This window comes from Anabaena sp. 54 (genome assembly GCF_017355725.1).
Lineage (GTDB): Bacteria > Cyanobacteriota > Cyanobacteriia > Cyanobacteriales > Nostocaceae > Dolichospermum > Dolichospermum heterosporum.
This window is the reverse complement of the sequence record NZ_JAAVWA010000012.1, coordinates 105,298-122,796: the sequence shown is the minus strand read 5'-3', so window position 1 is coordinate 122,796 and position 17,499 is coordinate 105,298. Positions and strand designations below refer to the sequence as shown.

Below are 17,499 nucleotides of genomic sequence, written 5' to 3'. Positions count from 1 at the left end.
CTCCCCCTACTCCCCCTACTCCCCCTACTCCCCCTACTCCCCCTACTCCCCCTACTCCCCCTACTCCCCCTACTCCCTGCCCCCCGTTCCCTAATGATGATGTTCATAGCGACTAAAACCAGGACCATAAGTAGCCAGCAGATTTTGTGGTGAAAGGGCTATTTCCGGTTTACCGGAACAGACAAGAGTTTGATTGAGACAGATGACGCGATCGCAATGACGGCTTACCATATCAATATCGTGAGAAACTTGCAACACCGTCCAATTCTCTTCTCGTTTTAATTCATTTAATAAAGCATAAAAATCCGTTGTTCCTTGGACATCTACCCCTGCAAAAGCTTCATCCAATACTAGCAATTTTCGCGGTGTTACCAAACAATAAGCTAATAATACCCGTTTGAGTTGACCACCGCTAAGAGTCCCAATAGCCTGATTTCGCAAGCGATAAGCATCAGTACGGTGTAAAGCTGTGGTAACTGCTGCTGATATTTCCCGTTTTTCTTGCCAAAATTTCGAGAAAAATGAATGTTTTTTATTCCCTATTCCTAAAGCTACCAATTCACTAACTGAAATGGGAAAACTGCGATCAAAAATAAAGTTTTGTGGCATATATCCCAACTGATTCCGCAAATTTCCTAGTCTAGAAATTGGGCGACCAAAAACTTCAATTGTTCCGGCACTGCGGGGAATTAAATCTAAAATAGCTTTAATTAAGGTACTTTTCCCAGCCCCATTTGGACCAACTATGGCTGTATCTGTTCCTGCTAACAATTCAAAGGAAACATCTCGCACAGCTAGATAGCTGCTTTGGTAGACTGTTAACCCAGAAACTTTTAATATTGGTAATGTAAATTCTGCTTGTTCGTCAGTCATGTAATTTAGGATTTAAGATGCCAATAATTTATAGTGATATAGCAAGAGTCAGTCAGAAGTCCGAAAAAAAGAAGGATTCAGGAGTCGTAGTATTGATAGGGGTAAAGCAAGAGCTTCATTGGTGTCAACTTAAGCTACGGATGGCTTATTTGTTTGGCTGACAGACCCGCCTAAAAATGAATTTCCGGGCTAATAGCTAAAGTTTACTAAAGTAAACTAAACAAGTTCAAAAATTTTCTAGTTCTTTTAGTCATCTTCAGATGACTTCTGCTATAAGACTGGCAATTCATTCCCAGTTGGGTTATGGGTTTTACGTTAGGTTGACACCAATGAAGCTCTTGCTTTACCCCTACGTCACTTGCATCCAGCGGCTAAACTCTCCAAATTAGCTTTCATTGCTTTAAAATAATACTCTGGATTTGTATCACCAGCTTCTAAAGAATCCAAAGTCCGCACAGTTAACCCCAAATCCTGGGAAATGCTGGTGAGTAATTTGTTATCTAACCCTGGTTCGCTAAATAAGGCTTTAACTTGGTATTTTTTGACTGTATTCACCACTTTTTGCACATCTGTTGGGGAAAGTTGCTTTTCAGGAATTTCTACTACTGCTAATTGTTTAATATTATAACGTTTGGCCAAATAGGGAAAAGCATCATGAAAGGTGATAAAGGTGCAGTTTGGTATTTGTTTAATAGTCTGCTGAAATTCATTATTTAAATTATCTAATTTCTGGATATATGCGGCTGCATTGGTTTGATAGTTGGCTTTATTGACCGGATCAGCGATAATTAAACCATCTCGAATATTGATAATTTGCTGTTTTGCTAAAACTGGATCTAACCAAATATGAGGATTTCCAAATTGGTGTTCGTGATTATGATCATGTTCTCCCGTTGCTGTTTTATCTATGGGGGAAGTTTTATTAATAGCTGGAATACCTTTACTAGCATCAATTTCCATTAGTTGGGAATTTCCAGCATTTTTAATTGTATCTGCTAAAAACTCCTCTAAGCCTAAACCATTTTTGACTAATATCTTGGCTGTAGCGATCGCTTTTACATTAGCCGGTGTCCCTTGATATTCGTGTATCTCTGTACCAGGCTTAACTAAAATCTCTACATCTGCAACATCTCCAGTTACCGCTTTAGTAAACAAATAAACTGGCAAAAATGTGGTAACTACCTTAGTTTTTGGTGATTTTTGGACTGGGGCTGGTTCTGTTTTTACAACCTCGCCACTGTTAGTATTATTACATCCATAAACTACTGACAATATTATTAAGGTAATCAGAGGTAAGAAACTTCTGGTTTTTCTACTTATTTTAACTTCTCTAGAACTTCTCATGGTTTGAGGTTGACAATAAAACTTCATTGGCATTATATATTATAATGAGATCCATTCTCATATAAGTCATCAAAAAATGCTACTGTATCAAGCATTACAGAATATTTAGAAATTTCAGGTAATACTGCTGTATACTGAGAATATTTCCAGTTGATAAGGATTTCTTAACTTTTTATTGTGATCAGCTTAACTTATGACTGTAGTATATTAAAAATCAGTATTAATAGCTGTACTAATTCGAGTGTAGCATTATCAATTTTAAACACGGGTGTGAGGAAAAATGCAAAAATTTTGGACTTATCTAATTGCTAGTTCAACAGTTGTGAGTAGCATATTATGTATGAATGCTGCTGCAAAGGCAGAACCAGTACCAGTAACTAATTCAGAACAACAGGTTAATAATAGCCAAGAACAGGCAGTATCTCAAGTTACCTCCGTATCTCAGTTATCCGATGTTCAACCTAATGATTGGGCATTTCAGGCTTTACAATCATTGGTAGAACGCTATGGATGTGTTGCAGGTTATCCCAACGCTACTTTTCGGGGTAATCGGGCGTTATCACGATACGAATTTGCGGCTGGTTTAAATGCCTGTTTAGATCGAGTCAATGAACTAATTGCTACAGCTACCAGTGATTTAGTATCAAAGCAAGATTTAGCAACAATCCAAAAGTTGCAAAAGGACTTTTCAGGAGAATTAGTCACCCTCCGGGGGCGTGTAGATACAGTAGAAGCCAAAACTGCTGAATTGGAAAATAATCAATTTTCTACCACCACTAAACTGCAAGGGCAAGTTGTGGCAGTTGTTAGTGATGTCTTGACAAATCAACAGGTTGATGGTGCGGATATTCCTGGGAAAAATACCACTTTAGGTGCGAGAACAAGAGTAGAGTTTGTTAGCAGTTTTACAGGACAAGATACACTTCTTACTAGACTGGAAAGTAATAATATTAATAGTCCCAATATTAATACTCCAGAAGGAAACTTGTTTTTTGCTAGTAGCGATCCTGGTAACAATTTTTCCATAGCAACTCTATCATATACCTTTCCTGTTAGCAAGAATACACAAGTAAAACTAATTGCTACTGGTGGTGCAGCAGACGATGTTACCAGTACAGTTAACCTCTTTGATGGTGATGGTGCTTTTGGGGCTGTGTCTACTTTTGGGACAAGAAACCCGATTTATGGACAACTGGGTGATACAGGCATAGCAGTTAACCACCAGCTTGGCGATAAAATAGGCCTAAGTTTAGGCTACTTAAGTAGTACAGCTAATAACCCCACTCCTGGAAACGGGTTATTTGATGGGAATTATGGTGCTTTAGCGCAGTTAACCGTCAAGCCCAGCGATCGCATTTCTCTTGGTTTAACTTATATCAATTCCTACAATCAACCATTACTCACTGGTAGTAATAACGCCACATTGACCAATCTTACCCCCGATGAAAAATTTTCCAGCAATTCCTACGGTGTCCAAGCATCTCTAGGTATTAGTCAGAAATTTGTTCTCGGTGGTTGGGCTGGCTATACCAACAGTCAAGTTTTGACAGGTACAAAGGGAGAGTTTGACACTTGGAACTATGCTGTTACTCTTGGATTCCCTGATTTGGGTAAAAAAGGTAATTTGGCTGGTGTGATAGTTGGTATGGAACCAAAAGTCACAAGTTCTAGTGCTGCTGGTGCTGGAGTTGCAAAAGATCCAAATACTTCCTATCACATTGAGGGATTTTATCAATACAAACTCAGCGACAATATCACCCTTACTCCTGCTGTGATTTGGCTAACAGCCCCAGATCATAACAATACCAATGATAATGTAGTGATTGGTGCTTTAAGAACTACCTTCAGCTTCTAATCAAAGCAATCAAATAAATCTCAAAAATAAATCATAGTTCAGATGTTGTTTCTGTTTCCTTGGGGAGAAAAATGTCTGAACTGTGATTTTTGTGATGAGTTTGATTAACTTGACACTCTGCGGTCTGAAGACACGCAGATCCTCTAAGATTTAACTTAAGAGACTTCCAAATAAAAAAATGTCCCAAAACTGATGCAGAAATTCTCTCTCTGTGTACTCTGTGCCTCTGTGGTTCGTTTCTTAGGATAATTTATTTCTTGGAAGTCTCTAAAAGGGATAGTCAAATATCCCCCTAGACGCTCAAAACAACTACTAGTACGAGAAGTATTGCAATTGCGCTTACTTGGGATTTAATTAATGCTTTCCGAGTTCATCACAAGCCAGTTCGGTACGCTCCATGTTTTCCCATTACTTGTTTACCCAGAGTTGCAGTGCAGGTACGAGGTAAATCAGGGGTTGCTCCTTACAAAACACTTCAAAACGTAGATGATTATTCCTACTCACAGTTTAATTTTATCATTTTTCACGGTGGTTAAAACCACTCGTAGCGTGTTTCCTCCACTGTCTGAAGCCAAGTGGCTTCCACACGACCCGCGATATTTTTGTGATTTTGAGAATGATAACAAAAAGACCAACCCCTCCCACAGGGCTGGCCTATAAAAAACGTTGTTCGAGTTGTCTTCTCAGTAGAGTCAAAACCAAATTGCGCGTTCCCAAAATTCAACGGGCAACTTTTCTTAACAAGATTGTAACAGCCAGTACAGTTTTTTAATGAAAATATCTCAAAAAATATCTGTCTTCCGGTGAGTAGCTTTTCTATTTGAGGCAAGAGGCAGGAGGGAACAGGGAACAGGGGGAGTTGGGGGAGTTGGGGGAGTTGGGGAAGTAGGGGAAGTAGGGGAAGTAGGGGAAGTAGGGGAAGTAGGGGAAGTAGGGGAAGTAGGGGGGGAGAAAGAATTTTCCCAATGACAACTGACAACTGACAACTGACAACTGACAACTGACAACTGACCAATGACAACTGACCACTGACCACTGACTAATGACAACTGACCACTGACCACTGACCACTGACCAATTGCGGTTTTCCCCAAATAATCGTTTCTTGTTTATAAACCACAAGTCCTGGTTTCGCGCCTTTGGGTTTGTAGACGTGCTTGAGTTGGGTGTAAACTACTGGTACTTGGTCACTTTGACGGGCGCGACTGAAATAACCTGCTAGATTGGCTGTAAATTGTAAATCAGCTTCTTCTGCCACTGTACCCGGTTCTAGACGCAGGAGAACATGACTCCCAGGAATTTCTTGGGCGTGAAACCACAAATCATAGTCTCCAGCGACACGGAATGTTAGTTGATCATTTTGGATGTTATTACGACCAATGAGGACTTCAAAGCCACTCGGACTGCGGTAACGATGAAAATTAGTGCCGGGGGTGTCGTTGCTGCTACGGCTGCGGTATTCTAAGTTTTCTAGATATTTTTGCCCAATGAGTTCATCACGGATTTCTTCTAAGGCTTGTAGATCTTCTGGATTTTGGTATTTGTCTATTTGTGAAATTGCGGCTTCTACTTGTTCGAGATAGTCAATTTCTGCTTGAACTGCAAATAGTAGCGGTTCAACAGCCGCACGGGCGCGTTTGAGTTTTTGGTGCTGTTTATAAAGCTTTTGGGCATTTTGGACGGCGTTTTTATCGGGCAAAAGAGCGATCGCAATTGGCTGTTCGGTTTCAAAATCTGGTAGAATAATTTCCTGCATTCCTGGTTGCCAATGGTGCAGGTTAGCCATTAATAGGTCAGCTTTTTGACGATATTCTTCAGCTTGATCTGATTGTTGCAGGCGATCGCTAAAAGTTTTCGCTTTGGTGCGTAATTTACCCAAAATATTCAATAATTTCTGACTTAACTGATGACGCAGTTGCCCAAATAACTGTTCATTCAGTTGATCAGAATAATAACGGTAAAGTAACTCTTGGATATTCTTTGTGGGTGCAACTCCACCCCAACCCATCACCGTATATCCATTTTCTGTCCAAGCAGGTTGGAATTTACCTAAATCTAAAGCTTGTAACCATTCTTGCCAACGTTGAAATAAATTTTGCCAATCTTGGGGAGTAAGTTCGTCAGTATTCGTCTCTGGGATGATATTTGCCGCCAACAGCATCGTATCTAGCAAAGCCGAACTTAACCCACTATAACTTTTGAGTAATTGGCGTTTAATTCCCCCTGGGACCAAACTTACCCGTTCTTGCCAACGTTCTAGAGATTCGCTTAAATTAGGGACTTTTCCCGTCAGTTTCGGTGGTGTTTCGTAATTTTGTCCAGTTTGAATCGGACGAACACTAGATTGTTGGTGACTAACTTGATGGGCAGCAGTGATAATTTCATTACTAGCATCAGTTAAAATCACATTACTATATTTGCCCATCACTTCCGCATAAAGGTGATACAGGGCTGTTTCTTCAGGACGACGGGCAAATTGTAAATCAATTACCCGTTCCCAAGAGGAAATAGCTTCAATTCCTACTAAGGCTAACCCACCCAATTGGTGTTTCAACTGTTGACTAAAAGTAAAAGTATCTGGGGCGCGTGGTGGTGGTTCACTAATACAAATATGGGCGGCTTGGGGATGCCAGGAAATATCCAGCCAACCTCGTTGATTTAAGGTGCGTAAGGCAATGGCAATGGTAAAGCGATCGCGCTGATATACCTGTTCTATGCGTGCAGGCAACCAATTAGCGCGGATTTCGCTACAAGCGGCGGTTAAAGCGGTAAAGTCCAGGGGTTGCAAAACAATTACCCCTTTTTCCCGACAAAATTACTTTTTTCTTGATTATTTTCTTGGTTCATTAAATAAATATTTTTCAGCTTGCTAAGTCTATGTTCTCTGATTTCAGACAAAAATTTTGAATAATGAATCTTATCCCTGTTCCCTGTTTCCTGTTCCCTGTTCCCTGTTCCCTGTTCCCTGTTCCCTTTTTTTGTAAGATTCACTCAAATCTAGCTAATAATTCCTCACGAGACAATTGTAGAAGCAAAGGCGTAAATTCTTCTCTGGACATTGCAATTAAAGGATTGATAATTGCTGCTAATCGTGAATCAACTGCACCAAAACGTACTTGCAATATACTTTCAATCATAGCGCGTCTTTCTCTTTCTATACCTTCTTGTCGTCCTTCTTGTTGTCCTTCTTGTCGTCCTTGTTTTTTTAGTTCTTCTAATTGTTGTTGATACATTTCCGATAATTTCATAATTAACTCCTGATCATCTTTATCAATATCTTGTTCTTGACGCTGACGAGCCGATAACACAGCAATTAGGTTATGTACTAATTGTATAATATCCGAAAGGAACGGACTATTATTGGCTAGTGCTTCTAATTCTTCTACTGCTTGTCTTTGGACTTTCCCTTTGCCTAAAACCCTCAAAAACAGTGTTTCGGGTGTACTCGGTAGTTGATGAATCGCAACAACTACGGTTTTAAATCCTTTTGGCAAGAAATAAATACCTTTTCCCCAGTTTGTTTCATCCAGAGTCCCATGAAAAATCTCTAGGATTTCTGGTGATACTGTAGGTGTAAAAATCCATAATTGAGCTAATTCTGCTTCATTTATTCGCGTATTATTACGTTTTGCTTGCCGTTCTAGGTCTGCATGAATGTCAAACAATTTACCTATACAACTGCGAGTTTCACTTTTGCTGACGGCATTACGGAATGGTTCAAATATGGCATAATTTGTCACCATTTTCCCCAGTATTCCTAGTGTTTCTAGACTTTGTGTTGGTTGGGGTGAAGGAATAAATAATACGTCTATTTGTCTGACTTCTGCGGTAATATCTTTGCTGGTTTCTACTTCTCCATAAGGCGTTAATAATTCCGTTAGATATTGTTTAGCAAATTGATCATGTATAAAGCGAGTCATTTACATTAATTTAAAGACAGAATTATTAATTTAACATTTTTTGGGTGATGGCGATAACTTAGTAAAACGCAGGGGTTTAGCATTGCGCTTTACCCCTACATATCTAGGTTGCTCGTAATCTTGTAAAAGTTCACATCTCAACCGTCAAGAGTATCATCCAAAATCCAAAATCTAAAATCTAAAATTCACTCATCCTTGCCAGGGTGAAGGGATAGGTGTAGTGGAAATCACCTTTTCTGCCATCAACCTCACGGCAGTTTTCCCACAACTTGGGCATTCTACCTCTAAATACTGTGAAGATGATACATCTACCTCACATAATATCCCTTGTTTGCAGTGCCAACATTCACAAATTACCCTGCATACTGGTTCGTTGCAGTCAAGGATCTTGACGTGCTGAAAATTTTGGGATTCGCTGTCTGGTTTCCTGGGCTTAGGGAATTTTTTGATTTCTTGAACTTCCATCATTTCACCGTCTAACTGCAACTATGTTTAGAGCTTACTTGATCTTTCCTATCTTACAACTATGTACGAATTGTCAGTTGTCAGTTGTTAGTAGGGGCGAAGCATTTGGAAGATAAATTATCGGTCATTGCCAAAAATAGTTCTCCAAATGCTTCGCCCGTACAGTTGTCAGTTGTTAGTTGTCATTGGGAAGAAATATTCTCCCTGTCCCCTGCCTTTTCTGGAGTTCCCTATTTAATTGCTAATGCGGGTTCTTTAACAGATTGTTGCAACAGTTGGGTATATAGTTCATCTAACTGAGCAGCTACACCATGCCAGCTAAATTTATTAATAACACGCTTTTTAGCAGCTTTTCCTAATTCTTGCTGCCATGCAGGATTGCCCAGAATCCGATCAATAGCGTGGTTAAAAGCTGGGACATTTTGTGGCGGTACTAATAAACCAGTTTCTTCATTGACAACAGTAAATTGCAGTCCACCGACATCACTAGCGACTACAGGTGTACCGCAGGCCATAGCCTCGATAGCTACCAATCCAAAGGGTTCATAGTGGCTAGGAACAACACAAATATCCGCAGCGGCGTAATAAGCTGGCAATATCTCCCGACTCAAACAACCGGGAAAAGAGGTACATTCATTCATCCCTAATTCGTTGACAATTCCGGTAAGGCGATCGCGTTCTTTTTCATCACTATTCCCCGGTGTACAACCACCACCAATAATCAACTGCAACTGTTTTGATTCATAAAACTTCGACTCTCGCATTGCCCTGATCAAGGTTTCTATGCCTTTTCGGGGGTCAAATCTACCGACATATAACACCACTTTAGCTTCTGGATCAATTCCTAAAGTAGCTCTGGCAGCTTGTCTTTCCACTGAACCAAACTGCTGAATATCTGTTCCACAGGGAATAATATCAATTTTGCCTTTTTGGGAAACAAGCGATCGCATATGTTCCAGTTCTTGGGGACTGGTGGCAACAATTCTTTCCGCTGTTTCCAATACTTGTTTTTCTACTATTAAACGTTGACTTGCCACCAGAGGAATATTTTCTATGGTCTTGTATTTGATCACCCCTAAAGAATGGTAAGTATGAACCTGTTTAGTTCCTTGTCTTTTCTTGAGTTCCATTCCTACCCAGCTAGATAACCAATAATTAGTATGCACTAAATCATAATGAATCCCAGCTTCTTTTTGAAATTCTAGTAACTGAAAGACGAAATCTGGCAAATATTGAAAACCCTGATCTCTTGGCACAAATTCCACCGGACCTGCGGTTAACCGAATAGTCCGACAATTAGGGTTATGTTGCACTATCCTTTCTTGATCAGCACTGACCCTCCGGCTAAACATATCTACCTGCCATCCTAGCTGTGCCAGGGCTTCACCCACTTGGCGGACATAAACATTTTGTCCTCCTGCCTCTTCTCTGCCTATTTCAATCGCTGGATCACCATGAACTGAAATTAAAGCAATGTGTTTTTTAGTGGTAGCTTTCATAGATTTTTTCTGTTTCCGATTTCAACAATATGGGAGTGAATTTTCAACTTGCGCTTATTAAACTGAAATCTGTGTTTTTGCGGGGAATTTTGAATAATTAATATTTATTATATTTTAACTATTGCCCAAATGTTGGTTAATTTTCCCCACTTTCTATATTTATATTTAATACCCTTGATAGATATTGTTGCCTATCTTTTGATATAGACAAACAGATATTATCTATCATGATATATTAGTTAATCCATGATAAAACCTATCTGAAGTAGCAACGCCACATCATAAGTTAGATATTTACAGTTGATTATTTACAAGGTTCAAGCAATCAAAATAATTTTCCTTAAAGTCAATACATCAAAATCAAATCGCCGAAAATATCACCTTAATTACCATTACTTTCAAAACCCTTGATTTAATTAAGCTAATTGTATTAGCTTATACTATTCCTACATTGTGAAAATTTTTGTTAATTTAGATACAGTTTTCCTAAAAAATCACAAATTTTGTGTAATCATACCGTCACACGATTTTAGATTGACGTTAGCGCAGCGAGTATTTTTCCGTTTTTCAGGACGAGGCTTGTACCAAATTTTTTTCATCTATAGCAACGGTCAAGGTGGTTAGGACATAAATTAATCATGAAACTCCGACCACAACAGGTTTTTACTCCTAACTCCTGACTGGGCGCGGGGCCTGCGCCCCTACCTCCTGACTCCTGCTATAAAATCTAAAATTTTTCGGTCAAACTACAAAAATCGCCAAAACAAATAGTGCAGATAACCTGATATGGCTACCTGCACTGCTTGTTGATTAAATTCGGACTTTCGTGGCTAAACAGACAATTTAGTTGGTAGTTTGTGCTGACAGCATTTGTTTTAGCTTTTCTAAATCCGCTGCCCAACGGGGATCTGGACGAAAAGCTTCGTTATCAACGCTAGTAGCAGTCTCACGCGCACTACCACCACCGCTACCGCGCCGAGATTTCTTACTTCTATCCCGACGATTACCTTCTTTATTGCCGCTAGGACTAGGGGCGCTACTACCTTGGATAATTGGTTTGGGAACTTGTTGTTGTGGTTGTTGTTCTTCACCTTCCTCACCTTTAGTCCGTGGTAAAGCTTTTTCTAGCTTAATGGGTGTATCTTTGAACATTTGACCATTATATTTTTCAATAATTTGATCTGCTTGTTCGTCATTATTCACTGTTAAAAACCCGAAACCCCGGCATTTGCCTGTTTTCCGGTCTTTAATTAGTTTGGTGGTGACAGCATCGCCTTCTTCTGCAAATACAGCTTGCAAATCTTGACGATCTATTTCTTCTTTGGGCAAATTTCCTATATATAGGCGAATGGACATGGAACATACCTCCGAATTGGGATTAAACAGGGCAAGACAAAAACAATAAATTGGCTTTGGTTTTTGAATAGATACTATGGACTAAAACTGCCACAAACCAATTTCTGCAATCCGATATTGTAGCGTGGCGTGAGTCATGCTATCAACTTATAGAATACAGTTTTTTTGTTGGGATCAAGCTTATTCGCCACGAAAGCAATTATGCAATCGTGGGCTAATATCACTTTAATTTTAGGAATTGTTAATTTAATAGCCAACTATCCACCACAGTAAATTCATTCTTCTTAATTCTTGCCCGCAGAACAAAATACCATTCCTTAACATTATCATGGTATTTTCTACGTAGCTAGTTCAGCAGAAACTTTTCCGCCAATAGCCAATAGTATTGCTTCATCGTAACATAAAACACATTTTTAAGGCAAGGGGCAAAAGATAAGGGACTTCCAATTAAAAAAATACCCAAAAATTTCTTGTGGTGCGGGACGAATTGCCCGCTAATCATCAAGGACGGGCAGGATGCCCATCCCACAAAATTGGGCAATTTATTTTTTGGTGTTCCCTAAGAGGCAGGGGACAGGGGGAATATTTCTTCCCAATGACCAATGACTAAGACCCTGTAAGCATAATATAAGCACCCCAAGCTTGGGCAACGACTGCGACGACAGTAGACCAAGCAGGATGAGGGCTATGAATTTTTTTGCCGCTTTGGGTTTCTAGGGTTTGGAGATCAATCCAGGGAGTTGCCCCGCGTCGTAACCAACCTGTGACAGTGATTTGTCTGCCAATCAAGTCTTGAGGATTGAATGACTTTCCTAACCAGGGAATATGATGTAATTTCATTAAACCTTGGCTAGTTTGTAGGATTAGGTCTTGTGCTAAACAATTACCAATTCCGGGACGGCCTAACAGCTTACCAGTAAAACGGATTTTAGTGCTATCAATTGGTAAAATTGCTGGATCTGCTAATAAGTTGATCAAGTTTTCGTCTTTTTGAACATTTGCAGGGATAATTTCGGGAAATAAAGCATTTATTCGCATGACTGTGCCAATGCTAAAACCAATTAACATACAACCTGTAACAAAAGACCAATTATCATAAATCCATTTTAAGTTTAACAAATGTAAGGTGTATGCCGTTTGCCAAACTAACCAAATCAGACAGGCGAAGAGAAAACCAAGGGGGATTCCCAACCAAGGGGCAATTTGTAAACAGAACGTTTGGGGCTTAATGAGGATGGGTTGTGATGGGGTTGTTTGATATAATTCGGTGTCTAAATGCCAATGGCGGGCTATTTCACAAAGACGTTCGATGCGATCGCCTATTGCTGGATGACAACTGTTGATTGTTAACCATTGACGGTAGGGATGAAAATTTTCCCATTTTAAAAATGATTCAAAAGGTAGATGACCAGCGGTGCTACCCAAAACTATGCTGTGCTGGTATGCTATGGGTGAAAGCAGATTTAGGCTTTCTAACTGCCAGCAGGTCTGTTCTTTTAACCCGACATCATGGGCTACACCAATGGATATTTTCAATAGGGCGCGAATTAGTCCATTGGGATTACCAGTAATTTCTGCGGACAGGCGATCGCTATGGTAAAGTCGCAACCGAGAATTAAGTAAAGCTGTGCCTGTGAACAGACACCAAATTCCATAGTTAATGGCTGCTAAGGCTGTACCTAGCCAACGCCAAATTTTACTGTGATGTTGATTTTCCCAAACTGACACTTGCTGATATATGCCATAAAATGGCATAGTTACGAGTAACACTAGGGACATCACTGCAAAGTCCCAACGCCCAATTTGCCCCAGGGATAAAGCATAAATAGCAGCTATTTCATCATCTGCCAGTTGTTCTAATAAGCCTTGACTAACAGTTATTCTGGCTGTGCGGGGCAGATTGCCATAACTGATGATCATGGGGGCAGTAATTGGTAGTATCCTCAGTTGGGGGGTATTCCAGTGTCGCTGTTGACAAGCCCTTTGTAATACCCTTACTGTTTCCCGACTGTAGGAGTTTAATTTTTCTTTGGGCAACTCTTCTTGACCAGAAAATCTCGTTAGCGCCCAGTCGAGTAACCAAGGGGACGATACCATTAAGATTATAAATAACCCTAGAATCAAGTCGGTAGGATCACGATATAAAATCTGGATGGGTTCTAAGTATGGCAGTTGATATAGAATTTGATTAACTGAACCTAATACAAATTTCAGCGCTTCTCGGCACGTCCAGAATAGTGCCATGAATGTGAAGAGGGCAAGTAGTCGGGAGGGAATAATATTAGGCTTGCGTAGAGGTTGCCACACTTTAGCACGTCTAGCATTTCGCCAGTAAATGCTAACGGGTTGAATATTAGTATTACCATCAGCCCCAACATAAGCGGTTTTTAGCTGTTGTGGGGGGGTATTTAAACCGGAAATAATTCCAGTCTTCGGTTTGCGGGATTTTTTCTGCTGGTTTTTGCGTTTATGCAGGTGTTCAAGAGCAAGTTTTGACCACTCTTGAACTTGGGGACTACTATTAGCGATCAAATTTTGGCACAGGACGATCGCTTTGGAGATTTCGCCAGTGCGGGCATAGGACATAACTAACCCCACTTGTGCCTGTAAACAAATCTTTTCTTCGGTTTGATTTTTGGCTAGTGGTTCAAGGTTAGCGATCGCTGTATAGTAATTCCCCTGCTTGAGGGCAGCTAAACCAGCCTCTAAACATGATTCAGCATAGGAAGGCATACAAACTTTGGTACTCCAATCTGTTCTCGGTGACAAATAGCACGCTCGTTGATATACCCTGATAATTAGGAACAGGGAATAGGGAACAGGGAATAGGGAACAGGGAACAGGGAATAGGGAACAGGGAACAGGGAACAGGGAACAGGAAATTATTGCCTCTTGCCCCTTGCCTCTTGCCTCCTGCCTCTTGCCTCTTGCCTTTTGCCTCTTGCCTCTTGCCTCTTGCCTCTTGCCTTTTGCCTCTTCCTCTAACCTTCTACTGATTGTTGATGGGAAAAGACGGGTGCGATCGCACTTAACTTCAATCCTGGATGATCACCTTCTAACTGTTGACAGTTCCATTCATTGCGGAATAACAACACAGGTCGTCCCATGCTATCTTTAACAGTGGTGGTATTGAATAAACGTCCTACCTGTTTTAAGGCTTCCCAACCACCCAAAACCCAACGGGCAACACTGTAGGGTAATAAATCAAGAATGGTTTCTACACCATATTCATTTTGTAAGCGGAACTGGACTACCTCAAATTGCAACTGACCAACCGCTGCTAAAATTGGCTCACGCTTGGCTTCATCAGTTGAATACATAATTTGTACAGCACCTTCTTCTCGCAATTCAGAAACACCTTTTTGAAACTGCTTAAATTTCGACGGGTTGGGGTTTCTCAAAGTAGCAAAAAGTTCCGGTGAGAAATAAGGAATTCCCTCATATTCTAGTTTTTGTCCTGTATAAATAGTATCGCCAATTGCGAAAACACCCGGATTATTTAAACCAATCACGTCCCCTGGATAAGCGACATCAATAGATTCTCTTTCTTGGGCAAATAGTTTTTGCGGACGAGATAGACGGACAACTTTACCAGTTCGAGCATGATTTACTGTCATATCTTTTTCAAACTTGCCTGTGCAAACCCGGACAAAAGCTACTCTATCGCGGTGTTTCGGGTCCATGTTGGCTTGCAGTTTGAAAATAAATCCGGTAAATTCTGGATAAGTGGGGGGAATATCGCCGACGCTGCTGCTATGTGTACCTGGTTTGAGGGCAAAGTCGAGGAAGTTTTCCAGGAATAATTCCACCCCAAAGTTGGTCATGGCGCTACCAAAAAATACTGGGGTCATTTTGCCAGCGTGTACCAGGTCTAAATCTAGTTCTGGACAAACTCCTTCTAAGAGTTCTAATTCGTCTTTTAATTGGTGGTAAAGTTCTTTTTCTAGTAAGGTTTCTAGTTGGGGATCGCCTATATCAAGAACAGTTTCCCTTGCTTCCTTACTACCATGAAAACTCCGTTCAAATAAATGAATTTGCTGTTGTTGGCGGTCAAATACGCCTTTAAAGCGATCGCCCATGCCAATAGGCCAATTCACTGCATAGGTCTGTAATCCCAGTTCTTTCTCAATTTCATCCAACAAATCTATAGGTTCTCTACCTGGACGGTCAAGTTTATTCACAAAGGTGAAAATGGGAATCCCCCGCATTTTACAGACTTCAAACAATTTCCGAGTTTGCGGTTCTAAACCTTTAGCCGCATCAATCAGCATGACCGCATTATCTGCCGCTGCCAAAGTCCGATAGGTGTCTTCACTAAAATCTTGGTGTCCAGGAGTGTCAAGTAAATTAATTTGACAGTTGCGATAGGCAAATTGTAACACCGTTGAAGTGACAGAAATTCCCCGTTGTTGTTCCATTGCCATCCAGTCAGAAGTCACTTTTCGCTGGTCTCTACGGGCTTTGACTGCTCCAGCTTCGTGGATAGCACCTCCGTATAATAATAGTTTTTCGGTTAAGGTAGTTTTACCAGCATCAGGGTGAGAAATAATCGCAAAGTTGCGACGCTGTTCCACCGCTTGACCTAGTTCTGTTTGCAGTTCAATGGACATATTGGTTATTTGTTTTTAACTTCATTAAATGTAATCTTTTTTAGGAGCAGGGAACAGGGAATAGGGAATAGGGAACAGGGAACAGGGAACAGGGAACAGATAATTGGTGAAAACTATTCTTCTTTCTTCTTCCTCCTGAACTCCTGATAGCGAAGCGCTGCTGCAAGCAGTTCGCCACCTAAGATTTCGACAATTTTGTATCAAAATTATCATCAAAGGTATTCAAAAATCCGAAATTACCGATTGTGACACTGGGGGGTGCGGAATGTGGGGTAAAAAGAAAAATTATTTGCTGTCCAACTCAGGTTACTTAACATAAATGTAGCAAATTACACTTTTTATTAAGATTATAGTATATCAGATTTCGTGTATACTGAATAAAGTAAATGGTAATACTTAATATCCATAGATATAGCAGGAATCAGGAGTCACCGAGTCAGGAGTAAAACTGGCTTTTTGTACAGATTTGAATTTAGATTTTGTACCTCCTAACTACGCAACCTGATGTATGAATAAGAAAATTAATTATGGAGATACAGTGGCTCTAGGGGAAGTATTACATACAGGCTTAATTGTTTATTAACTGCGATCGCTATTATACTAAACACGGGTGAGATTTAAACTTTTGCCAAATGACAAAGAACCCAGATGTGTAGGGGTTTAGCTCATGCTTTACCCCCACGTTTAGAATCAAACAATCAAGCCGTTTTGAGTATATTTTGTTTTGGCAGTATATACTGATTTCATAAGAGACTTCATAAGTTAATATTCGACGGAATCCAAGTGGATCAAGTTAGGGGATAAGGAAAAAATTTTGGAAAAATTACCCAACTGCACGACAATTTTAGTAGTTGATGACAATCTTGTAAATTTAAAACTTCTAAATCATACCTTAGAGGATGTTTTAAAAGTTTTTAATGTATAAACCAACCCCTCTGGTAAAACTCTCCAGTATTAAATGTTATTCCTTTTCCTCTCCCCTTGTGAAGGGGAGGGAACTAATTTTTCCGGTTTCCCCCCTTGATAAGGGGGGTAATTTAACTTGTGTGTACACCGTAGCCTATTAGGAGAGGGTTAGGAAGAGGCTTTGAAACGGGAGCATCCCCATTTTGCAGAAATAAACTGGCGATTAGAAAGATGCCTTCGCCTTTCGTCAGGGATACACGGCTATACAAACAGAATTTACCTAAGCGCAATACTTCTCGGTTAAGCCTGAAAAGTCATTATATGGTAGGTTAGGTTGTGGAACGTAAATGTTCGCGGAGCAATGGAACGTTTACGTATCCCTGACGGGAGGCGTTAGCCATAGTGTGGCGAAGCCATAACCCAACCTACATTTCCTTAACTAACAAGTATTGCCTGTAGATCTCAATTTATGGAAAGCCCTGAAAAAATCACCATAATTCCTCTAATCAACCTTGCCACATCAAGGTTTAGTTATGATAAATCCTCAATCACCGTAAAAAATACGTAAAAGCCAAAATTTTGAAAAACAACTATTTTATGCAACTGTGATCTAAAATAGAGTCTTACACACAATGTTTTTAGAGTTATCAAAACTCCACAACTGCAAATAT

The 17,499-nt window shown here is 40.2% G+C and carries 11 protein-coding genes; 1 reads left to right on the top strand and 10 read right to left on the bottom strand.

Annotation, left to right across the window (positions count from 1 at the left end):
- Nucleotides 1–90: 90 nt before the first annotated feature.
- Together HEQ36_RS13600 and HEQ36_RS13595 are read right to left on the bottom strand one after the other, a co-directional pair.
- Complete coding sequence (locus tag HEQ36_RS13600; RefSeq protein ID WP_168635920.1) at nt 91–873, bottom strand: metal ABC transporter ATP-binding protein; 783 nt, start codon at nt 871–873, stop codon at nt 91–93.
- 354 nt (nt 874–1,227) lie between these two features.
- Nucleotides 1,228–2,244: a zinc ABC transporter substrate-binding protein gene (locus HEQ36_RS13595; protein ID WP_290707903.1), complete on the bottom strand. Its 1,017-nt coding sequence runs from the start codon at nt 2,242–2,244 to the stop codon at nt 1,228–1,230.
- 253 nt (nt 2,245–2,497) lie between these two features.
- Here HEQ36_RS13595 and HEQ36_RS13590 point away from each other — a divergent pair, with 253 nt between their 5' ends.
- Nucleotides 2,498–4,072 (top strand): iron uptake porin, encoded by a 1,575-nt coding sequence (locus HEQ36_RS13590; protein WP_168635918.1) that lies wholly within the window; start codon nt 2,498–2,500, stop codon nt 4,070–4,072.
- 1,039 nt (nt 4,073–5,111) lie between these two features.
- On the opposite strand, the gene HEQ36_RS13585 is transcribed toward HEQ36_RS13590, so the two are convergent.
- The 8 genes from HEQ36_RS13585 to HEQ36_RS13550 form a co-directional block, all read right to left on the bottom strand.
- On the bottom strand, nt 5,112–6,860 hold the full coding sequence (locus tag HEQ36_RS13585; protein ID WP_168635917.1) for an NFACT family protein: 1,749 nt from the start codon (nt 6,858–6,860) through the stop codon (nt 5,112–5,114).
- Between the two features lie 5 nt (nt 6,861–6,865).
- Nucleotides 6,866–7,063: a hypothetical protein gene (locus HEQ36_RS13580; RefSeq protein WP_168635916.1), complete on the bottom strand. Its 198-nt coding sequence runs from the start codon at nt 7,061–7,063 to the stop codon at nt 6,866–6,868.
- Nucleotides 7,060–7,992: a hypothetical protein gene (locus tag HEQ36_RS13575; RefSeq protein WP_168635915.1), complete on the bottom strand. Its 933-nt coding sequence runs from the start codon at nt 7,990–7,992 to the stop codon at nt 7,060–7,062. Before HEQ36_RS13575 ends, HEQ36_RS13580 begins: the two co-directional genes overlap by 4 nt.
- A gap of 189 nt (nt 7,993–8,181) precedes the next feature.
- Nucleotides 8,182–8,457, bottom strand: coding sequence for a hypothetical protein (locus HEQ36_RS13570; RefSeq protein ID WP_096671296.1), 276 nt, complete (start codon nt 8,455–8,457; stop codon nt 8,182–8,184).
- A 230-nt stretch (nt 8,458–8,687) separates the two neighbouring features.
- On the bottom strand, nt 8,688–9,956 hold the full coding sequence (locus tag HEQ36_RS13565) for a glycosyltransferase family 1 protein (protein ID WP_053540971.1): 1,269 nt from the start codon (nt 9,954–9,956) through the stop codon (nt 8,688–8,690).
- A gap of 843 nt (nt 9,957–10,799) precedes the next feature.
- Complete coding sequence (locus HEQ36_RS13560) at nt 10,800–11,312, bottom strand: RNA-binding protein (RefSeq protein ID WP_027402959.1); 513 nt, start codon at nt 11,310–11,312, stop codon at nt 10,800–10,802.
- A 606-nt stretch (nt 11,313–11,918) separates the two neighbouring features.
- Nucleotides 11,919–14,045 carry a zinc metalloprotease HtpX gene (locus HEQ36_RS13555; protein ID WP_168636187.1) on the bottom strand — a complete coding sequence of 709 codons (2,127 nt, stop codon included), beginning with the start codon at nt 14,043–14,045 and terminating at the stop codon, nt 11,919–11,921.
- 248 nt (nt 14,046–14,293) lie between these two features.
- On the bottom strand, nt 14,294–15,922 hold the full coding sequence (locus HEQ36_RS13550; RefSeq protein ID WP_053540969.1) for a peptide chain release factor 3: 1,629 nt from the start codon (nt 15,920–15,922) through the stop codon (nt 14,294–14,296).
- Nucleotides 15,923–17,499 lie beyond the last annotated feature (1,577 nt).

What these genes read in the sequence shown, in the direction of transcription:
- HEQ36_RS13600 (WP_168635920.1), bottom strand. Translation starts at nt 873, where the DNA reads ATGACTGACGAACAAGCAGAATTTACATTACCAATATTAAAAGTTTCT.
- HEQ36_RS13595 (WP_290707903.1), bottom strand. Translation starts at nt 2,244, where the DNA reads ATGAAGTTTTATTGTCAACCTCAAACCATGAGAAGTTCTAGAGAAGTT.
- HEQ36_RS13590 (WP_168635918.1), top strand. Translation starts at nt 2,498, where the DNA reads ATGCAAAAATTTTGGACTTATCTAATTGCTAGTTCAACAGTTGTGAGT.
- HEQ36_RS13575 (WP_168635915.1), bottom strand. Translation starts at nt 7,992, where the DNA reads ATGACTCGCTTTATACATGATCAATTTGCTAAACAATATCTAACGGAA.
- HEQ36_RS13570 (WP_096671296.1), bottom strand. Translation starts at nt 8,457, where the DNA reads ATGGAAGTTCAAGAAATCAAAAAATTCCCTAAGCCCAGGAAACCAGAC.
- HEQ36_RS13565 (WP_053540971.1), bottom strand. Translation starts at nt 9,956, where the DNA reads ATGAAAGCTACCACTAAAAAACACATTGCTTTAATTTCAGTTCATGGT.
- HEQ36_RS13560 (WP_027402959.1), bottom strand. Translation starts at nt 11,312, where the DNA reads ATGTCCATTCGCCTATATATAGGAAATTTGCCCAAAGAAGAAATAGAT.
- HEQ36_RS13555 (WP_168636187.1), bottom strand. Translation starts at nt 14,045, where the DNA reads ATGCCTTCCTATGCTGAATCATGTTTAGAGGCTGGTTTAGCTGCCCTC.
- HEQ36_RS13550 (WP_053540969.1), bottom strand. Translation starts at nt 15,922, where the DNA reads ATGTCCATTGAACTGCAAACAGAACTAGGTCAAGCGGTGGAACAGCGT.